This is a genomic window from Plantibacter sp. VKM Ac-2876, from assembly GCF_015350715.1.
Lineage (GTDB): Bacteria > Actinomycetota > Actinomycetes > Actinomycetales > Microbacteriaceae > Plantibacter > Plantibacter auratus.
Genome location: NZ_JADKSI010000002.1, coordinates 920,586 through 938,907 on the forward strand (window position 1 = coordinate 920,586; position 18,322 = coordinate 938,907).

17 protein-coding genes and 1 tRNA gene are annotated in these 18,322 nt (G+C 69.9%); 5 read left to right on the plus strand and 13 right to left on the minus strand.

The genetic code is table 11. The annotated features are described in order from the left end of the window. The first annotated feature begins 150 nt into the window (after nucleotides 1-150). Nucleotides 151-642 (plus strand): transcription elongation factor GreA, encoded by a 492-nt coding sequence (gene greA, locus ITJ62_RS10745; protein ID WP_229938696.1) that lies wholly within the window; start codon nucleotides 151-153, stop codon nucleotides 640-642. 86 nt (nucleotides 643-728) lie between these two features. Here greA and ilvA read toward each other — a convergent pair whose 3' ends face one another. Continuing rightward, nucleotides 729-1,985 carry a threonine ammonia-lyase gene (gene ilvA / locus ITJ62_RS10750; protein ID WP_194601828.1) on the minus strand — a complete coding sequence of 419 codons (1,257 nt, stop codon included), beginning with the start codon at nucleotides 1,983-1,985 and terminating at the stop codon, nucleotides 729-731. Further along, on the minus strand, nucleotides 1,982-3,304 hold the full coding sequence (locus tag ITJ62_RS10755) for an AI-2E family transporter (RefSeq protein WP_194601831.1): 1,323 nt from the start codon (nucleotides 3,302-3,304) through the stop codon (nucleotides 1,982-1,984). Before ITJ62_RS10755 ends, ilvA begins: the two co-directional genes overlap by 4 nt. 109 nt (nucleotides 3,305-3,413) lie before the next feature. On the opposite strand from ITJ62_RS10755, the gene ITJ62_RS10760 reads away from it, so the two are divergent. Further along, on the plus strand, nucleotides 3,414-4,760 hold the full coding sequence (locus tag ITJ62_RS10760) for a DNA glycosylase AlkZ-like family protein (protein ID WP_194601834.1): 1,347 nt from the start codon (nucleotides 3,414-3,416) through the stop codon (nucleotides 4,758-4,760). Nucleotides 4,761-4,798: 38 nt separating this feature from the next. Next, nucleotides 4,799-6,316 carry a hypothetical protein gene (locus ITJ62_RS10765; RefSeq protein ID WP_194601837.1) on the plus strand — a complete coding sequence of 506 codons (1,518 nt, stop codon included), beginning with the start codon at nucleotides 4,799-4,801 and terminating at the stop codon, nucleotides 6,314-6,316. 80 nt (nucleotides 6,317-6,396) lie between these two features. On the opposite strand, the gene ITJ62_RS10770 is transcribed toward ITJ62_RS10765, so the two are convergent. The 6 genes from ITJ62_RS10770 to ITJ62_RS10795 all read right to left on the minus strand — a co-directional run bounded on the left by ITJ62_RS10770 (nucleotide 6,397) and on the right by ITJ62_RS10795 (nucleotide 12,438). After that, nucleotides 6,397-7,281 carry a M48 family metallopeptidase gene (locus ITJ62_RS10770; RefSeq protein ID WP_194601840.1) on the minus strand — a complete coding sequence of 295 codons (885 nt, stop codon included), beginning with the start codon at nucleotides 7,279-7,281 and terminating at the stop codon, nucleotides 6,397-6,399. A gap of 19 nt (nucleotides 7,282-7,300) precedes the next feature. After that, nucleotides 7,301-7,867 (minus strand): LemA family protein, encoded by a 567-nt coding sequence (locus ITJ62_RS10775; RefSeq protein WP_064296457.1) that lies wholly within the window; start codon nucleotides 7,865-7,867, stop codon nucleotides 7,301-7,303. Between the two features lie 134 nt (nucleotides 7,868-8,001). Continuing rightward, nucleotides 8,002-9,312 carry a D-arabinono-1,4-lactone oxidase gene (locus ITJ62_RS10780; RefSeq protein WP_194601843.1) on the minus strand — a complete coding sequence of 437 codons (1,311 nt, stop codon included), beginning with the start codon at nucleotides 9,310-9,312 and terminating at the stop codon, nucleotides 8,002-8,004. Further along, nucleotides 9,312-10,556, minus strand: a complete 1,245-nt coding sequence (locus tag ITJ62_RS10785) for an alanine racemase (protein ID WP_194601846.1) — start codon at nucleotides 10,554-10,556, stop codon at nucleotides 9,312-9,314. The genes ITJ62_RS10780 and ITJ62_RS10785 overlap by 1 nt, the downstream gene beginning before the upstream one ends. Then, nucleotides 10,556-11,812 carry an MFS transporter gene (locus ITJ62_RS10790; RefSeq protein WP_194601849.1) on the minus strand — a complete coding sequence of 419 codons (1,257 nt, stop codon included), beginning with the start codon at nucleotides 11,810-11,812 and terminating at the stop codon, nucleotides 10,556-10,558. The genes ITJ62_RS10785 and ITJ62_RS10790 overlap by 1 nt, the downstream gene beginning before the upstream one ends. Beyond that, entirely contained in the window at nucleotides 11,809-12,438 is a 630-nt protein-coding gene (locus tag ITJ62_RS10795; RefSeq protein WP_194601851.1) for a TetR/AcrR family transcriptional regulator, read from the minus strand. Before ITJ62_RS10795 ends, ITJ62_RS10790 begins: the two co-directional genes overlap by 4 nt. A 206-nt stretch (nucleotides 12,439-12,644) precedes the next feature. On the opposite strand from ITJ62_RS10795, the gene ITJ62_RS10800 reads away from it, so the two are divergent. Further along, nucleotides 12,645-14,831: a hypothetical protein gene (locus ITJ62_RS10800; protein ID WP_228498158.1), complete on the plus strand. Its 2,187-nt coding sequence runs from the start codon at nucleotides 12,645-12,647 to the stop codon at nucleotides 14,829-14,831. A gap of 107 nt (nucleotides 14,832-14,938) precedes the next feature. After that, on the plus strand, nucleotides 14,939-15,376 hold the full coding sequence (locus ITJ62_RS10805) for a hypothetical protein (RefSeq protein ID WP_194601858.1): 438 nt from the start codon (nucleotides 14,939-14,941) through the stop codon (nucleotides 15,374-15,376). 57 nt (nucleotides 15,377-15,433) lie between these two features. Here ITJ62_RS10805 and ITJ62_RS10810 read toward each other — a convergent pair whose 3' ends face one another. The 5 genes from ITJ62_RS10810 to ITJ62_RS10830 form a co-directional block, all read right to left on the minus strand. Beyond that, nucleotides 15,434-15,745, minus strand: a complete 312-nt coding sequence (locus tag ITJ62_RS10810) for a rhodanese-like domain-containing protein (RefSeq protein WP_064296463.1) — start codon at nucleotides 15,743-15,745, stop codon at nucleotides 15,434-15,436. Between the two features lie 275 nt (nucleotides 15,746-16,020). Next, the gene (locus tag ITJ62_RS10815; protein WP_138946673.1) at nucleotides 16,021-16,275 is read right to left on the minus strand and encodes a hypothetical protein; all 255 of its coding nucleotides are present in this window, start codon (nucleotides 16,273-16,275) and stop codon (nucleotides 16,021-16,023) included. Between the two features lie 71 nt (nucleotides 16,276-16,346). Then, a complete protein-coding gene (locus tag ITJ62_RS10820) occupies nucleotides 16,347-16,562 on the minus strand; it encodes an Lsr2 family protein (RefSeq protein ID WP_085510468.1) in 216 nt (71 codons plus the stop codon). 37 nt (nucleotides 16,563-16,599) lie between these two features. After that, a tRNA-Leu gene (locus ITJ62_RS10825) sits at nucleotides 16,600-16,673 on the minus strand. Nucleotides 16,674-16,777: 104 nt separating this feature from the next. Continuing rightward, the gene (locus ITJ62_RS10830) at nucleotides 16,778-18,313 is read right to left on the minus strand and encodes an NAD(P)/FAD-dependent oxidoreductase (protein WP_194601861.1); all 1,536 of its coding nucleotides are present in this window, start codon (nucleotides 18,311-18,313) and stop codon (nucleotides 16,778-16,780) included. Nucleotides 18,314-18,322: the final 9 nt, after the last annotated feature.

Here is an 18,322-nt window from a genome sequence, read left to right on the forward strand (position 1 = left end):
ACGGCGTCGGCGCGTGCACCGCACTCCCGCGCCGATCGTGCGATACTCGAAGGCAGTACTTCATACGCCCCGGCATTCCGCCGGGGCGTCTGGCATATGACGGGCGTTTCGGCCGTCGTGTGCGGACCCACCATGCAAAGGAGTTCCATCGTGTCCGAGCAGATCCAGGAGACGTTCCTCACCCAGCAGGCCTTCGACCGGCTGCAGGCGGAACTCGAGCACCTCAGCACGACGGGCCGCGAAGAGATCGCCAAGCGCATCGAAGCGGCTCGCGAAGAGGGCGACCTCAAGGAGAACGGCGGCTACCACGCCGCGAAGGACGAGCAGGGCAAGCAGGAGGCCCGCATCCGGACGCTCACGCAGATGCTGCGCGACGCCAAGGTGAGCGAGGCACCGCAGTCCAGTGGTGTCGTGGAGTCCGGTACCGTCATCACGGCCGTCGTCGCGGGCGGCGAGGAGCGGTTCCTCCTCGGCAGCCGCGAGATCGCCGGCAACACCGACCTCGACGTCTACAGCGAGGGCAGCCCGCTCGGTGCCGCCATCCTCGGTCTGAAGATCGGCGAGAAGACCACCTACGAGGCGCCGAACGGCAAGGAGATCACCGTGTCGATCAGCGCGGTGGAGACCTACACCGGTTCCTGATCCGGCAGGTCGCGTCCTTCGCGACCGACCAGACGCAGCAGGGCCCCGCCGACACGGCGGGGCCCTGCTGTGTTCCGTCAGTCGGATCAGTCGTCGACGATCTGCGGGTCGTACCCCGCTTCGCGGAGCGTCTGCACGACGAGGTCGCGGTGGTCCGGCCCGCGCGTCTCGATGCTGAGCTCGAGTTCGACGTCGCTGATCTGCAGGCCGTGGCCGTGTCGGGTGTGCAGCACCTCGATGACGTTCGCATTGGCCTGCGCGACGAGCTCCGCCGTCCGTGCGAGCTGGCCCGGTCGGTCGGGAAGCGGGATGCGCAGGGTCAGGTAGCGGTCCGACGCCGCGAGTCCGTGACTGACGACCCGCTGCAGCAGGAGCGGGTCGATGTTGCCGCCGGAGAGGATGGTGACCGTCGTGCCGGTCGGCTCGATCTTCCCGGCCAGGATCGCCGCGACACCGGCGGCTCCGGCAGGTTCGACGACGAGCTTGGCGCGCTCCAGGAGGACGACGATCGCCCGGGCGAGGTCGTCTTCGCTGACGGTGACGACCTCGTCGACGAGGGCGCTGATCATCTCGAAGTTGAGCTCACCGGGACGGGCCACGGCGATGCCGTCGGCGATGGTCGGCTGCACGGTGATGGTCGTCGGGGTTCCGGCTTCCAGCGACGCCGGGTACGCGGCCGCGTTCGCCGCCTGGACGCCGATCACCCGGATGGTGCGTCCTTCGAGGGCCGCTCGCTGCTTCATGACCCCCGCGACACCCGAGATGAGCCCGCCGCCGCCGATCGGCACGATGACCGTCTCGACGTCGGGGACCTCCTCGAGGATCTCGAGCCCGAGCGTGCCCTGCCCGGTGATGACGTCCGGGTGGTCGAACGGCGGGATGAGGATGGCGCCGGTCTCCGCGGCGAACTCGGCGGCGGCGATCAGCGGTTCCGCCACCGTGTGGCCGCGCAGGATGACGTGCGCACCGTAGTCGCGCGTGGCGGCGAGCTTCGGGAGCGGGACGCCGACGGGCATGAAGATGGTCGCGGTGATGCCGAGCTCGCGGGCGGCGAAGGCGACACCCTGCGCGTGGTTGCCCGCCGAGGCGGCGACGACGCCGCGCGCCCGCTCCTCGGGGGTCAGGCTGGACATGCGGTTGTACGCGCCGCGGATCTTGTAGGAGCCGGTCCGCTGGAGGTTCTCGCACTTGAGGTGCACGGGCACGCCGAGGACGTCGGCGAGGTAGCGGGAGCTCTCCATCGGCGTGCGCTGGACGGTGCCGACGAGGGTGTCCCTGGCTCGCTCGAACGCGGCGAGCGACGGGCCGGGGAACACGGGGGTGGTGGTCGTTGTATCGGTCATGGTGTGCGGGATCCTGGACTTTCTGGGGACGAGGTCTCTCGGAGGTCTTCGCTGGGGTGCTGGGGCTCCTGATCGCCTGGGCGATCCTGCGGCTCGTGGGACGAGCGGGAGCCCGGACGGATTCGCCTGGGGGTCGGGACGGTCTGCCAGATGGCGCCGTCGGCGTCCGGCTCCGGCGGAGCACTGCCGCCGGTCCGCCAGGTGCCGCTGGCGATGGTGTGGACCATCACGTTGATCACGGCCACCACGGGCACCGCGAACAGGGCGCCGGGGATGCCGACGACGAGCGTGCCGCCCGCGACGGCCAGGACGACGGCGAGCGGGTGGACCTTGACGGCCGTACCCATGATGAGCGGCTGCAGGACGTGGCCTTCGAGCTGTTGGACGAGGAGCACGACGCCGAGCATGAGCAGCGCGATGACGGGACCGTTGTAGACGAGCGCGAGGAAGACGGCAACGGCTCCGGTCACGACGGCGCCGACGATCGGCACGAACGAGCCGAGGAAGACGAGCACGGCGACCGGGATCGCGAGCGGGACGCCGAGGAAGAACGCGCCGAGTCCGATACCGACCGCATCGATCGAGGCCACGAGGATCTGCGTGCGGACGTAGTTGCCGAGCGTCCGCCACCCTGCGCGACCGGCGCTGTCGACGGCGGGGCGTGCCCGCTGCGGGAAGACGCGCACCGTCCAACGCCAGATCGTCCGCCCGTCGATGAGCATGAACAGCAGACAGAAGAGCGTCAGGAAGACACCCGTCGCGACATGGCCGAGCGTCGAACCGATCGACAGGGCACCTGAGAGCAGGACCTGGCTGTCCTGCTGGAGCGAGTCGAACGCCTGGGCGATGAAGTCGTTGAGCTGTGTCTCGGTCACGTGCAGCGGGCTGGCGAGCAGGAAGGCCTTGAAGTCGCCGTAGGCGGTCATGGTGCGGGCCTGCACGGAGGCGAACTGCGAGGTGATCTGCGAGATGGCGAGGAAGATCAGTCCGCTCACCACGGAGAGCGTGCCGACCATCGCGAGCGCGATGGCGAGGCCCTTCGGCCAGCGGTGCCGCACCAGGACGTCGACGAGAGGCTTCAGGAGCGCCGAGATCAGGACGGAGATCAGCAGCGGGATCACGATGAGGCGGAGCTGCACGACGAGGAAGACGAGCAGCGCGACGACCGCGGCCACCAGCAGGATCCGCCAGGACCACGCTGCGGCCACGCGCATCCCGCGCGGGACGCTGCTCGACCCGCTCAGGTCCGGTTCGCGCACGGGCGAGGCCGCTTCGGGAAGGAAGCGTCCCCACCAGGTCTTCGGAGTGTCGTCCGCCATTGCTCAAGTGTATGGCTGGCACATGCCGGTGAGCGCATGCGGACACCGGTGGGCGGCGTCGGTTCCGCCGGTGCGCGGTGGTGTCCGACGCCGGTGCTAGCGTCGGGCCGTGTCCGCTTCCCTCTCCCCCGCCCTCGCCCGACGGATCGCGCTCGGTGCGCAAGGGTTCGGCGCCCCGCAGCGCACGACCCCCGCGGGTACGCGCACCCTGCGCTCGACGATCGACCGGCTGGGCCTCCTGCAGATCGACTCCGTCAACGTGTTCGAGCGCAGTCACTACCTGCCGTTGTTCGCAAGGCTCGGCGGGTACGACAAGACGCTGCTCGATCGACTCACCCTCGGAACCGACGCGCCCTACCTCGAGTACTGGGCGCATGAGGCCGCCTTCATCCCCCGCGACTCGTGGCCGCTGTTCCGGTGGCGGATGGACGCGCACCGCGCGAAGCATGCCGGCGACGAGACCACCTGGGCGAGCCAGAACACGGAGATGTTGGACTGGGTGCGAGCACTCCTGCGCGTCGAGGGGCCGCTGAAGGCGAGCGAGATCGAGCACGATGCGAACGTCCGCCGCGGACCATGGTGGGGCTGGTCCGATGTGAAGCGGGCGCTGGAGGTCCTGTTCCTCTACGGCGAGGTGGTCACGGCCGGTCGCGACCGGTTCGAGCGTCGGTACGCACTGGCCGAGCAGGTGCTCCCGCAGCAGCTCCTCGACCTCGACGTCGCCCGACCCGACGCGATCCGTGCGCTCGTCGAGCAGGCCGCGGCAGCGCACGGCGTCGCGACCGTCGCCGACCTGGCCGACTACTTCCGGATCAAGCCGCAGACCGCCGTCCGCCGAGCGGTCGCCGAGCTCGTGGACGCCGGTGTCCTCGAACCCGTGACCGTGGCCGGCTGGGAGCGACGCGGCGGGCCGCAGGAGGCGTGGCTGCACCGCGACGCCCGACGGCCGCGACGGATCGAGGGGGCCGCACTGCTCAGCCCGTTCGACCCGGTCGTCTGGTTCCGCGAACGTGCCCTCCGTATGTTCGGACTCCACTACCGGATCGAGATCTACACGCCGGAGCCCAAGCGCGTCTACGGCTACTACGTGCTACCGGTCCTCATCGACGGTGAGATCGTCGCGCGCGTCGATCTGAAGAGCGACCGCCAGGCCGGAGTCCTGCGGGTCCAGTCCGCCTGGTTCGAGCGTGGACACCTGGATGCCGTCGCCAGAGGGCTTCATCCCGTCGCCGACGACGCGATCGCGGGACGCCTCGCGGAGCTCCTCGGACAGACGGCCCGCTGGCAGGGACTCGACGCGGTGGTCGTCGTCGACCGCGGGACGCTGGCGGCGCCCCTCGCGCATGCGGTCGGCACCCGGCTCCTCCCCGGCTCGCCCGCGCTGGAGATGGGTACTACTCCCCATGCCCAGGAGGCGCAATCACTCTCAGGGGATGCACACCGACTGCTAAGTTGATGAGCACCTTCATGGTCCGAAACGAGGGGAACCCGCCCATGAGCAACGACGACACCACACCACAGCAACCAGGCCGACCGAACCCGGGCGAGCAGCAGAACCAGCCGTCCCAGGGTGACCAGCAGCCCTCGTACCAGCAGGGTCAGCAGCAGCCCAACCCGTACCAGTCCGGACAGCAGCAGACGCCGAACCCGTACCAGTCCGGCCAGCAGCAGACCCCGAACCCGTACCAGCAGGGTCAGCAGGGTCAGCAGAACCCGTACCAGTCCGGACAGCAGCAGACGCCGAACCAGGCACCCCCGGCTCCCTACGGCCAGCAGACCGGTCAGCAGCCCGGCGCTCAGAACCCGTACCAGCAGGGCCAGCAGCCCAACGGACAGTACGCGACGGCGCAGAACCCGTACGCGACCGGCGCTCCGAAGCAGCCGATGGACCCGAAGCAGAAGAAGCGGATCATCCTGTGGTCGTCGATCGCCGGTGGCGCACTCGTGCTCATCGCCGCCGCCGCCATCACCATCAGCGTGCTGAACACCACGGCGTTCGGCCCGCAGGCGAAGGTCGAGGAATACCTCAAGGCCATCGCCGCCGGCGACGCGAAGCTCGCGACGAGCCTCGTCGCACCGGACCCCTCGATCGTCGGCAGCACCGACGACGAGTCCGCAGCGCCTGAGGAGTCCGCAGAGCCCGAGGCGACCCCGGACCCGTCCGCGTCGGCCGATCCGGATGCGGACGCCGAAGCCGAGGCTCCGGCCGCCGTCAAGCCGACCGCACTGCTCACCAACGAGGTCCTGAAGGGCGCCGACGAGCGCATCAAGAACCCTGAGGTCGGCCGCGTCTACAACCGCAACGGCGAGGCACGCGTGCAGGTCACGTACGAGCTCGGTGGCAAGAAGTACGAGGACTCGGTCACGCTCGAGAGCGAAGGCAAGCAGTTCCTGTTCTTCGACCAGTGGAAGCTCGCCAGCTCCCTCGTCGGCAGCATCAACGTCTACACCGGTCTCGGTGGCACGGCGTTCAGCGTCAACGGCGTCAACTTCGACGGCGCGTCCGACGAGAGCCTGTTCGCCTACCCGGCCATCTACACGGTCGCACCGCCGGAGAGCAAGTTCCTGCAGGGCGATGCCCAGACCATCACGTTGAGCTCGTACAGCGCCGGCGAGGGTTCGGCCTTCATCGACATCGACGTGACCGCCACCGAGGCACTCACGACCGAGGTCACGAAGCAGGTCGTCGCGATGATCGAGAAGTGCCTCGACGCCACCACGCTCGACACCACCTGTGGCGTCATGCCGGACTGGCAGCAGAAGCAGTTCACGAGTGTCGGCCCGGTGACCTGGACGCTCACCTCTCCCCCGACCGTCGAGGTCGATGAGAGCGGTTCGTACTTCTACACCTCGGACGGCCGGATCGACGGCTCGTTCGACGCCTCCTGGTACGGCAGCGCCGTGGCGGGTCAGCAGGTGTGGGACACGTACCTGAACTTCCCCGGCAAGATCACGATCGACGCCGACGACAAGGTCACGGTGACGTTCGACTCCGACGAGCAGACCGAGTAACGGTTCTCGCCTGAACGCCGAATGGGGCGGCACCTCCGGGTGCCGCCCCATTCGTGTGTCCGGGACCGGAAGGCCCTCGCCTAGAAGCCGCCGCCGATGGTGCTCAGGCGCTTGATCCGTTCGACGAGCGGCGGGTGGGTGCTGAACAAGCGTGCGACCGCGCCGGGCTTCAACGGGTCGGAGATCCAGAGGTGCGCCATGGACGAGTTCTGCTTCGCCATCGGTCGACCGTAGGCGGCGAGCTTCCCCAACGCGCTCGCGAGCGCTTCGGGGTGACGGGTCGTGAGAGCGCCCGTCGCGTCGGCGAGGTACTCACGCTGCCGCGAGATGGACAGCTGGACGAGCGTCGCGAGCAGCGGTGCCACGAGCATCGCCACGATGCCGAGGATGAGCATGACGGGGTTGCCGCCGTTGTTGTTGTTCCGGTTGCCGCCTCCCCAGATCGTCATCCGGAGGAGCATGTCGGAGAGGAACCCGATCGCGACGACGAGCCCGAAGACGACCATGGACACGCGGATGTCGTAGTTGCGGACGTGACCGAGTTCGTGGGCCATGACCCCCTCCAGCTCGGCGTCGTTGAGGATCTCGAGGAGGCCGGTCGTCGCGGCCACCACCGCGTGCTGGGGGTCGCGACCCGTCGCGAAGGCGTTGGGCGCCGGGTCGGCGATGAGGTACACCTCGGGCATCGGCGTCCCGGTCGTGATCGCGAGGTTCTCGACGATGCGGTACAGCCTCGGGTTGTCGGCCAGCTCGATGCGCTGAGCGCCGGTCATCGCGATGGCCTGCCGCCCGGCGAAGAAGTACTGGATCACCGCGTACACGACGGCCACGACGAGCACCACGATCGTGATCGTCAGGTTCTGGTAGAGATACCCCGCGAGCCAACCGAGGCCGCCGATGATGACGAGGAAGACGATGAAGATCAGGACCGTGTTGAGCTTGTTCCTGGCGATGGCGCGGTACATGGGACTGCGCTACCGCACGTCAGAACTGGACGCGCGGCGGTTCGGCGATCGCCGCGTTGTCGGTGACCTCGAAGAAGTCGTGCTCCGAGAACCCGAGGCCCTTGGCGAACAGGTTGTTCGGGAACACCTTGACCTTGGTGTTCAGCTCCCGGACACCGCCGTTGTAGAACCGGCGCGAGGCCTGGATCTTGTCCTCGGTGTCGACGATCTCGGACTGGAGCTGGAGGAAGTTCTGGCTCGCTTGGAGCTGCGGATAGGCCTCCGCGACGGCGAAGATGCTCTTCAGCGCCTGCTGCATGTGGGTCTCGGCCTCACTCACGGCCGCCGGCCCCTGTGCGGTGAGCGTCTCGGCGCGAGCCTTCGTCACGTTCTCGAACACGGCCTTCTCGTGCGCCGCGTACCCCTTGACCGCCTCGATGAGGTTCGGGATGAGGTCGGCGCGCCGCTTCAGCTGGACGGTGATGTCGCTCCAGGCTTCCTCGACCCGCACGTTCAGCGTCACGAGCGAGTTGTACGTCACCCAGAAGTAGATGCCGACGATGACGACCAGGGCGACGACGATGAGGACTGGGATCAGCCATTCCATGAGGATGGGCTCCTTGTGAGTCGATGGAGAGCGGGTCTGCTCATTCTACCTGCGACCCGCCGGTGCCCTTGGGGAGTTCGGAGGAAGCACGCAGCAGGCGTGCAGCGCGGACGCACCGGACTCCCGGCGGGCCGTCATTCGCCGAGGACACGCGCGAGGTACCGGTTGCCGAACAGGCGGCCGGGGTCGAGGCGGTCCCGGAGGCGGACGAACTCGTCGAAGCGAGGATAGGCGCCGCGCAGGGACGACGCGTCACGGCCGTGCAGTTTGCCCCAGTGGGGCCGACCGCCCAACTCGGTCATGATCGCCTCGACGGCGCGGAAGTACTCCCCCGGGTCCTCACGGAAGAAGCGGTGCACGGCGACGTATCCGGTCGCTCGTCCTGATGCCGTGGAGAGCCACAGCTCGTCGGCCGCTGCGACCCGCACCTCGATGGGGAAGGAGATCCGCCACCCCCGCTCCTCGATGAGCGCGCGGATCCGGGCGAACGCGGTCGGGAGGTGCTCGAGCGGCACCGCGTACTCCATCTCCACGAACCGCACCGTGCGGCTCGTGGTGAACACGCGCGTCGACCGATCGGTGAACTCACGGTCGCCGACGAGGCGGTCCGCGAGCCGGTTCACGCGCGGGACGATGGCCGGCGCGACGACGCCCGTGTTGCAGAGGACCCGGTAGACCCCGTTGGCGAGGAGCGTGTCGTCGACCCACTTCGCGACCGGGCGGAGTGGCTGCGTGGGCGCATCACCCGGCAACCGGTGGTTCGTCTTGGTCAGGGCGGTCGCGGTGTGCGGGAACCAGTAGAACTCGAAGTGGTCGACGGCGGCGGCCCGGTCGAGCAGCGTGGGCAGCAGCTCGTCGAGCGGCTCCGGCTGTTCCACCGCGCGCAGCACGAACGCCGGGACGCACTGCAGCGTGACCTCGACGAGGATCCCGAGCGCTCCGAGCCCGAGCGCCAGTGCCGGCAGGAGCCCTGGCTCCTGCTCGGCGTCCGACGTCAGCAGCTCGCCGTCCGCCGTCACCATCGTCACCCCGACGACTTGCGTCGCGATGCCGCCGAACGCCATCCCGGTCCCGTGCGTGCCGGTGGAGATCGCGCCGGCGACGGACTGCCGGTCGATGTCGCCGAGGTTCGGCATGGCGAGACCGAACGGTTCGAGGAGGCGCGGGATGTCGTGGAGGCGCGTGCCGGCACGGAGGGTCACCCGGCTGCGTTCCCGATCGACCCGGACCAGACCGCTCAGGTCACCGAGCTCGAGCAGCACACCGGGCGCCACGGCGATCCCGGTGAAGCTGTGTCCGGCTCCGACCGCCTTGATCGGGAGACCCGCTCCCGCTGCGGCACGCACGAGGCGCTGCACCGCGCCGACCGAGTCGGGCCGCTCGACCCGCACGGGCCACGCCCGCTCGGTGCGCGCCCAGTTCGTCCACGCCGTCGTCCTACCCATCAGACGAACCCCTGTCCTTCGCCGCGGTACGTCGGCAGGACGGCTTCCACTCCGTCGTCCCCGACCACGTGGAACGCGTCCACCCGTTCGCTGAGCTCCCCGGACTTCGTGTGCCGCAACCAGACGCGGTCACCGAGCCGGAGCGACGCAGCCGCAGCCCCGGAGACCGGCGTCTGCACCTCGCCGGCCATCTCCCGCGGGAGCATCTCGAGGCCCTCCGGCCACGCGATGAGCGGGAGGCGGTCGAGCCCTGGCGGACCGGAGGCGACCCATCCGCCACCGAGGATCGTCGCGAGCTCCGGCGACGGCTTCCGGACGACCGACAGACCGAACGCCGCGGCCGGTGCCGGCGTGAACGCCCGGTAGTGGTCGAAGAGGTGTCCGCCGAAGACGCCACTCCCCGCGGCGATCTCGGTCACCGAGTCGTCGGACGCGGTGAGCTCCAGGGATCCCGTCCCGCCGCCGTTGACGAACTCCAGCTCCGCGACCGCTCGGACCTCCGCGACCACGGCGGCACGACGTTCCCGGAGTTCGGCCCACGAGCGCCGCTGGATCGCGCGGAGCGCAGCCGACCAGGCCGGTCGACCCGCGAGGTCGTCCCCCTGCCCGGCGATCTGCGCCTCATAGGCCATGATCCCGACCAGGCTGAAGCCGGGTCGGGCGACGACCGCCTCCGCGAGAGCCCGGACCTCGTCCGGCGTGCGCAGGGGCGAGCGGCGGACACCGACGTGGCCGAGGGCGGGCGCGCGGAACGAGGCGTCGAGCTCGATGCACACGCGGATGCGTGCACGTCGCTCCGGGGGTGTCACCGCGTCGACGAGGTCGAGGTGGTCGAGGGAGTCGATCATGAGGGTGATCCGCGAGGCCGCACGTTCGTCGGCTGCCAGCCGCGCGATGGCGCCCCGTTCCGCCGTCGGGTAGCCGACCACGATGTCGTCCACCGTCTCGGACAACCAGAGCGCCTCGGACAGGGAGTATGCCAGCACGCCGGCGTACCCGGGTTGTCTGAGGAGCGCGTCGATCACCGCCCGGACGCGGATGGACTTGCTGGCGACGCGGATCGGTCTCCCCGCGGCCCGTCGGAGCATGTCGTGCGTGTTGTGGCGGAGGGCTCCGAGATGCAGGACTGCGACGGGCGAGTCGACGTCCGAGACGGCTCGCTCGATGCCGCCCCAGTACCGTCTCGGGTCGAGCCAGGGCATCGGGTCGGACACCCGGCCGCCGGCGGTCAGTTCGATGCTCATCAGCGCACTCCTCGTACTCGGGTGACAGCGACCGCCCCTGCGACGGCGCAGGCCGCGGAGACGAGGTAGAGGCCGGCGAATCCGCCGAGCCAGGCGACGAGGCAGGCGCCGATGAGCGGGGCGACCGCCTGCGGCACCGCCTGGGCGATGTTCATGATGCCGAGGTCCTTGCCGTGCGACGCCGGGTCCGGCAGGACCTGCGTCGCGAGCGCCTGGTCGACCGACATGAAACAGCCGTAGCCGAGCCCGATGAGCGCCGCCGACACGAACCCCATCGGCAGCGAGGGCCAGATCGCGAGCAGGAGTGCGGCGAGCGCCTGTGAGGCGGAGGCCGCGACGACGAAGACGCGTCGTCGGCCGATGCGGTCGGACAGTCGGCCGAGCAGGATCGAGGAGCCGACGACGAACACCGTGTAGACGACCGTGACCAGCAGCAGGTCGGTCTCGGCGTCGGCGTCCCCCAGCCCGAAGAGCAGGAAGTAGAACAGCAGCGAGGTGCTGAAGGCGTTGCCGAGGTTCACGAGGACGCGGCTGAGCATGGTCCAGGCGAAGTCGGGGTGCCGTCGCGGTGAGATCCAGAGGCTCTCCAGGAGCGCGTGCACGGTGAGTGGCGCGGGGCGCTCACCCGTCGGGAGCGGATCGGGTAGCCGCAGGAACGGCACGACGAGCACGATGAGGAGGACGGCGAGTGCCAGGTACCCCACGACCATCTGGGTGCCGAGCAGGAGCAGGAGGGCGATGCCGAGGATGACCCCGACGGCCTGCGGAGCGGAGATCCACCCCGAGACGAAGCCGCGCTGTCCGACGGGCACCTGATCGGAGATGGTCGCGGTGAGCGCCGCTCCGAGGATGCAGAAGCCGATGATGGCGAGGCACCAGCAGACGCCGATGCCGACGATGCCGGTCTGGAGTCCGAGGAGGACGAGCCCCAGGGCGAAGACGAGCGCACCACCCGCGATCCACGGGCGGCGTCTCCCGAACCGCGACCGTGTGCGGTCGGACAGGGCGCCCGTCAGCGGATACACGACGATGGAGCAGAGTCCGGCCGCCCCGGCGACGACACCGAAGGCGACGACGCTGTCCACCCAGTGCTCGGGAGCGAGCGTCGCGTCGATCTGCGCGGGCAGGAGGAACTGCAGCGGGGCGAGCTGGGCCATCCAGACGCCCAGCCAGGCGACCGCGAAGGCGGCGACCCAGCGCCCGGTGACCCGTCGGTCGGCCGGGTGGTCGACGGCTGCGGTGCCGAGGCCGCTCATCTCGGCCCCGGTTCGGCGAGGGTTGCGACGAGGCGCGCCACCGTCCCGACGAGTCGCCGGGCTTCGGCATCGTCGCGTCGCACCAGCCAGCCGAGTGTCAGGCCGTCGGTGAAGGCGATGACGGTTCGTGCGATCTCGTCGACGGGCTGCGTCCAGGTGCTGCCACTGACCGTGGCGGCGAGCGCGAGCGCCTCACGCGCGAGCTCCTCGTACCGTCGGTACTGCTCGAGCGCGAGGTGCTCGAGGCCCGGCGTCCGCATCGCGTAGGCGCTGAGCTCCTGCATCGCCGCCTCCCGAGCCGGATCGGCGCGGAGGAGGTCGACGTAGCGTTCGAGGCCGGCACGGACGACGGCCTCAAGGGTCGGCGGAAGCTCCTGAGTGGCCTCCTCGTCCGTCAGCAGGTCGCCGACGTCGAGGACGACGCGTTCATGCTCGACGACGTGCGCGACCAGTTCGGCGAGGAGTTCGTCGCGGGAGGAGAAGGCATAGTGGAAGCTGGCGAGCGACATCCCGGCCTCGGCCACGATGGCCCTGGTCGTGGCGGCGGCGACGCCCTCGGCTGCGACGACGCGGAGGGCGGCCCTGATCAGCTCGGCTCGTCGGTCGACAACGGAGATCCTCGGCATCGCAACCCTTCCCGGGGCGCCTGCGGGTCGTGCCGCTCCATTGCGGCCGACTCGACTGGGACGGATGACCCAGTCGCGCAAGTATGGCGGACCGCCGGCCCGAGCGCACCTGTCGCGACGGATTTCCCGTGCGGATCGACCGGGAATGTGACCCGATCTGGCGGGGGAGGTTGACTTCCCGCGGTGATCTTGGGGGAATGGAGACGGTGACCGGGGAACACGCGCGCGCAGGAACAGGAGTCCGATCGAATCGCTCGATCGGACGCGTCGCGATCCTCCTCGCCGTCTTCCTCTCGGCCGGACTCTGGACGACGACCGTCGCGGGTCCTGCATCCGCGACGCCCGAGCCGCTCCCCACCCCGAGCGAGAGCGCTGCAACGCCGACCCCACCGCCACTCGACGGTCCGACCATCACGAGTCCCGGCTCCGGTTCCTTCATCGGCAGCGGCAGCACCACGGTCACCGGGACGAAGGACGCCGGCACGGGCGTCCAGCTGCAGGTCGGCGACGGTCTCGAGCCGGTCTGCATCCTGCCGCAGGACGACAGCACCGACTGGTCCTGCACGATCGACCTGCCCGACGGCGGCGGACTGCTCATCACCGCCGTGGAGGTCGGCGGGCCGGAGACGCTCTCCGCACAGATCTCCGTGTCCGCGCTCGGCCCGCCCACCATCACCGAGGGGACGCCGAGCAACGGCGGCGTCCGCGGCACCGCCTACCCCGGGGCGACGGTGACCGTCCGCGCCGACTCCGGTGCCACCTGCAGTTTCGCGGCGGACAGCTCCGGAAGTTGGTTCTGCGTGCTGGGCGAGCCGCTGCCGACCGGCGACCTCTCCGTGACGGCGACGCAGCAGGCGTCGTTCAGCGGCAATCAGCGCTCCGACGCGTCCGCTCCGATCGTGCTCACCATCGACCGCGACGCTCCGGCTCCGCCCGAGATGTCCTCACCGACGGCCGGACAGGCGATGCCGATCTCGGCGGCGAGCTACGCCGGCACCGGCGAGGAGGGCGCGACCGTCACGGTCTTCGCCGACTCGACGTCGGTCTGCACGGCGGTCGTCACCGGTGGCGCCTGGACTTGCTCGGGCGGTGGCGTGCCGGCGGGCGCGCACGTCGTCCTGGCGATCCAGCAGGATGCCGCGGGCAACACGAGCGGGGCGAGCACGGCGATCACCCTGACGTTCGGCGACGCATCGGCCACGCCCGCCACGCCGGCACCGTCCGCCTCCCCATCGCCGTCCGACGGCACCGAGCCCGCGCCCGCGCCTGGGACACCCGCTCCGGGGACGCAGCAGCCGACCCCGTCGCCCAGCGGCGAACCGGTGCCCGGCGCCGCCCCGCCCAGCGGCGGTGGCGGGCTCTGGTCGGGGACGACACCGTTCACGCAGACCCTCGCCTCCACGATCGACGGCCGCGGCCAGCCGGTCTGGTGGCTCGCCGCCCTCCTCGCCCTCGCGGCGGTGGCGCTCATCGCGATCCCGGCCCGACTCCTCGCGACCTCCATCGCCCCCTGGCGCGCCACGATCGCCGACCGTCGTCGTGCAGCGGTGACCGGGCGCAACCGACCGAGGGACGAGTTCGAGCGGGTCCCGTCGGTCCCGCTCCCGAGCCGCACGGCGATGGCCGTCGTGACCGCCGTGCTCGCGGCAGGCATCCTCATGTTCGCGCACCCCGTGAGCGGTCAGCCGGCCTATCTCCGGCTGTGGTTCGCCTCGCTCATCGCCGTGGTCGCGATCAACATCGTGGGCATCCTCGCGCAGCTCGTCGTCGCCCGCCGAGCCGGGCTGGGCTCGATGCGCGTCAGCGTCCGTGTCGGCGGGCTGGCGACGGTCGGTGTCGTCACCGCGCTCTCACGCCTCCTGGCCCTGCAGCCGGCTCTGCTCTTCGCGTTGCTGACCGAACTCCGGCCGACACGGAGACCCGCAACGCATGAAGCCGGCTCGACAGCCTCGGTGGAGACCGATTCCGATGCCATCACGCCACGCATCGCGGGTCGCCTCGCGCTGGCTCGGATCGCTGCGGCCGCCGGGCTCGGTTCGATCGCCTGGCTCGTGTCGGCGCTGGCCGGCGAGCCGAGCGGCGGTGCAGGCGCGATGCTCGTCGAGGCCGTGAACCTGACTGCGATCGCGGGGATCGGATCCGCGTCGATCGCGCTCCTCCCCCTCGGGCCGCTCGGTGGACGCGCCATCCTCGCCTGGTCGAGGCCGGTGTGGCTCGGCAGCGCGTTCGTGGGATTCACACTGCTGTTCGGGCTCCTGGGCCCGACGGCGACGGTTCCGGGCGCGGGTGACACGCTCGTCGGACTCTTGTTGGGGTCGCTCGCCTTCGCGGCGGTCGGAGCGGGCACGTGGGCCTGGAACCGACACCTCCGGCCGCTCATCGACGCACGCTAGGCCACACTCCTCCGGCGACGACGGTCGGGAACGGCCCTGCCCTACAATCGCGGTGAAGGCCACACACCGGGTCGAGAACCCGGTGCCGAGGTGCGGGAGGGTTCGGGATGTTCGGTTCGACGAGGAAGCTCGACGATCTCATGGCGCAGCTCAGGCCTGACCTGAGTCGGGAAGCACTGGGCGTCGGGCCCGCATTCCCCGGCGTCGCCCCGAATCCGGTCCTCAGCGGAGATGCTCGCAAGCGGAACGCCGAACTGCGCACGGGGACGCTGGCGCTCGGTGTCCTCGTCGACTGGCGGGAGGTCAACAACAATCCACGCCTGGTCCTGATGCTCGACGTGGAGACCGCTGACGGCCGCTCATTCCGCGGGATCGCCGACGAGAGCTTCACGATCACGGAGCTCACTCGACTCGCCCCCGGACAGACGTTGCCCGTGCGCTACCGCCCGGACGTCTCGGACCACTACGTCGCCCTCGCGCGCGACGCGGATCCCGCACTGGTGCAGCAGCTCTCGGATGAGATCGCGAGACGCAAGCGGCGCTGATCCGACCGACCGCCCACCACGGCTCGCGACGTTCGCCGTCCGACCGTCGGGGACGACTCAGCCGGCGTCGGCGGGACGCTCGACCGGCAGGCCGCTGGCAGCCCACTCGGAGATGCCCCCGGTGACGTTCACGGCGTCGTAGCCCTGCTGCTCGAGGTAGCCCGTGACGCGGGCACTGCGGCCGCCTGAATGGCACATGACGTACACGGTCTCTTCGCGGGGCACCTCGTCGAGGTGGTCGAGGAAGGACGACATCGGCAGGTGTCGGGCACCGGGCACGCTGGCGACGGCGACCTCGTCGGCTTCGCGGACGTCGATGATGACGGCCTGCTCGAGCTTGCTCAGTTCGGTGGGGGTGATCTCCTGCATCGTTTCAGCCTACCGTCGAGGACGTGCGGCCGGGCCGGGAGATGCGGCAGGCAAGCGTGAGGGCGAGGTAACCCGAATACCTCGCCCTCACTTGAGGCGTCTAGCAACCGGTCGACCAAGAAGCTTGCGGCTTCCGGGACCGGCTCACGGGTGACGCCCCCACCTCGAAGGTAGCGGACTCGAGGCACCTTGCGTGACGCAACACCGCCGTGTCGCGTCCGCGCCGTCGGTTTTGTGCACCCCGTTCAGGGGTCAACGTGCGAGGCATCGTTGTCTCAGTGCGCGCTGTCGGGGTCGCGAGGGATGTGGAGCTCACCCGGGTCGACGTCGACGTCGCCGGTGTCGTCCGGACCGCCGGTCCCGGGGGCGACGTTGATCATGCCGGAGGCGATGTCAGGATCGCGCACGACGGGCTGCCCGTCGTCCTGCTTGGCCGCCGTCTCCGCCTCGCTGGAGGGACTGTACGTGCGGTCCTTGCTCGTCTGCTCGTCGTCGTTCAGTGCGTGGTCGTGGTCGCTCGGAGTACTCATGCTGAGCACGCTAGTCGCGCTCCCCCGCCCGGCAGGGACCCTTGCAGGATCGAGGCGGACGTGCAGACCGCTCAGTGCAGCCGGCGGAGCGATGCCGACGCGATGACGGGTCGTGCGGCCTCGACGTACGACGCCAGCGTCTCGCGCAGTGCCGCCGCATTGTCGTCGCTCAGGTCGATCTCGTAGTTCTCGCCGTCGATGCCGAACCGGACCGTCTCCCCCAGCCCGCGGGGGATGTCGGAACCGTCGAGGTCGTCGACGAGCGTCGTGATCGTGCGGGTAGCCATGCGTCCATCCTTCCATGCGGGTGGCGGTACGGCGTCGTACCCCCGGTGGGGTTCGAACCCACACTGCGGCGATTTTAAGTCGCCTGCCTCTGCCAGTTGGGCTACGGGGGCGTGCACCTCATCGTATCGAGGCGTCGAACGCCGAGAGGCGCATGCCCCGGCGGACCGGATGACATGCGCCTCTCGAGGAACGGAGCGCTGGGCTCGGGACCGGACTACTTGTTCGCGCTGACTTCCTCAGCAGGCGTCGCGTAGGCCTGCTCGTCGTCGGCACCGGTGGGGGCGCCCGTGCCGGCAGGAGCCTCGGCGGCGGGCGCTGCGGCCTCGGCCGGGGCGGCCTTCGGCTTGCGCTTCACGGGAGCCTTGCGAGCGGGCTTCTCAGCCGCTGCGGGAGCCGCCGGAGCTGCTGCGGGGGCCGCAGCGTCTGCCGGGGGCTTCGGGCGCGACGCGAAGGTCTCGAAGGCCTCGCGCGGGTTCTGCACGGCCGACAGGGAGACGATGTCGCGTCCCAGCCAGAAGTTGTTCCACCAGCCACCGAACACGCGGAACTTGCGCTCGAAGCTCGGCATGGCCAGCCCGTGGTACCCACGGTGCGCGAACCAGGCCGGGAGGCCCTTGATCGCGAGGTTGCCGGACTGGAAGACGCCGACGCCGATGCCGAGACCGGCGACCGCACCCATGTTCTTGTGGAAGTAGTTCTTCGGCTCCTCGCCACGGAGGACCGCGGTGATGTTCTTCGCGAGCAGCTTGCCCTGACGGACGGCGTGCTGAGCGTTCGGCACGCAGAAGCCACCGACGCCACCACCGCTGAGGTCGGGGACGGCGGAGACGTCGCCGGCTGCCCAAGCACCCTCGACGATGTCGTCGTCGGTGCCGACGCGGAGGTCGGCGCGGGTCTTGATGCGGCCGCGCTCCTCGACGGGGAGGTCGCCACCGCGGACGACGCCCGGGTTCGCCATGACGCCAGCGGTCCAGACGATGAGGTCGGACTCGAACGACTCACCGGTCGAGAGCTCGATCTTGCCGTCGACAGCCGACTGCAGCTGGGTGTCGAGGTGCACGAGTGCGCCGCGCTCGGCCAGGTTCTTGAGGACCCAGTGGCTCGTCTCGATCTTGACCTCGGGCATGATGCGACCCATGGCCTCGATGAGGTGGAAGTGCGTGTCCTCGAAGGAGAGCTGCGGGTAGAACTTCAGCAGCGAGCTCGCGAACGAACGCAGCTCGGCGAAGACCTCGATACCGGCGAAGCCGCCACCGACGACCGTGAAGGTCAGGAGGCGGTCGCGCTCGGGCCCGGCCGGCAGGTTCGCGGCCTTGTCGAAGTTGGAGAGCACGCGGTCGCGGATCGCGACGGCCTCTTCGATGGTCTTGAGACCGATCGCGGTGTCGGCGACACCGGGGATCGGGAAGGTGCGGGAGACGGCTCCGGCGGTGACGACGATGATGTCGTAGTCGACCTCCCAGGGCTCACCGACCTCAGGCGTGATGGTCGCCTTCTTCTCGGCGTGGTTGATACCCGTGACCTTGGCGGTGATCACGTTCGTGTGCTTCAGGTGGCGACGCGGCGAGACGACCGCGTGACGCGGCTCGATGGAACCGGCGGCGACCTCCGGCAGGAAGGGCTGGTAGGTCATGTAGGGCAGCGGGTCGACCATGGTGACTTCGGCTTCACCACGACGAAGCTGCTTCTCGAGCTTCCATGCGGTGTAGAACCCGGCGTAACCACCACCGACGATCAGAATTTTGGGCACGGCGAACGA

What these genes read in the sequence shown, in the direction of transcription:
- ilvA (WP_194601828.1), bottom strand. Translation starts at nt 1,985, where the DNA reads ATGACCGATACAACGACCACCACCCCCGTGTTCCCCGGCCCGTCGCTC.
- ITJ62_RS10755 (WP_194601831.1), bottom strand. Translation starts at nt 3,304, where the DNA reads ATGGCGGACGACACTCCGAAGACCTGGTGGGGACGCTTCCTTCCCGAA.
- ITJ62_RS10765 (WP_194601837.1), top strand. Translation starts at nt 4,799, where the DNA reads ATGAGCAACGACGACACCACACCACAGCAACCAGGCCGACCGAACCCG.
- ITJ62_RS10770 (WP_194601840.1), bottom strand. Translation starts at nt 7,281, where the DNA reads ATGTACCGCGCCATCGCCAGGAACAAGCTCAACACGGTCCTGATCTTC.
- ITJ62_RS10775 (WP_064296457.1), bottom strand. Translation starts at nt 7,867, where the DNA reads ATGGAATGGCTGATCCCAGTCCTCATCGTCGTCGCCCTGGTCGTCATC.
- ITJ62_RS10780 (WP_194601843.1), bottom strand. Translation starts at nt 9,312, where the DNA reads ATGGGTAGGACGACGGCGTGGACGAACTGGGCGCGCACCGAGCGGGCG.
- ITJ62_RS10785 (WP_194601846.1), bottom strand. Translation starts at nt 10,556, where the DNA reads ATGAGCATCGAACTGACCGCCGGCGGCCGGGTGTCCGACCCGATGCCC.
- ITJ62_RS10790 (WP_194601849.1), bottom strand. Translation starts at nt 11,812, where the DNA reads ATGAGCGGCCTCGGCACCGCAGCCGTCGACCACCCGGCCGACCGACGG.
- ITJ62_RS10795 (WP_194601851.1), bottom strand. Translation starts at nt 12,438, where the DNA reads ATGCCGAGGATCTCCGTTGTCGACCGACGAGCCGAGCTGATCAGGGCC.
- ITJ62_RS10805 (WP_194601858.1), top strand. Translation starts at nt 14,939, where the DNA reads ATGTTCGGTTCGACGAGGAAGCTCGACGATCTCATGGCGCAGCTCAGG.
- ITJ62_RS10810 (WP_064296463.1), bottom strand. Translation starts at nt 15,745, where the DNA reads ATGCAGGAGATCACCCCCACCGAACTGAGCAAGCTCGAGCAGGCCGTC.
- ITJ62_RS10815 (WP_138946673.1), bottom strand. Translation starts at nt 16,275, where the DNA reads ATGAGTACTCCGAGCGACCACGACCACGCACTGAACGACGACGAGCAG.
- ITJ62_RS10820 (WP_085510468.1), bottom strand. Translation starts at nt 16,562, where the DNA reads ATGGCTACCCGCACGATCACGACGCTCGTCGACGACCTCGACGGTTCC.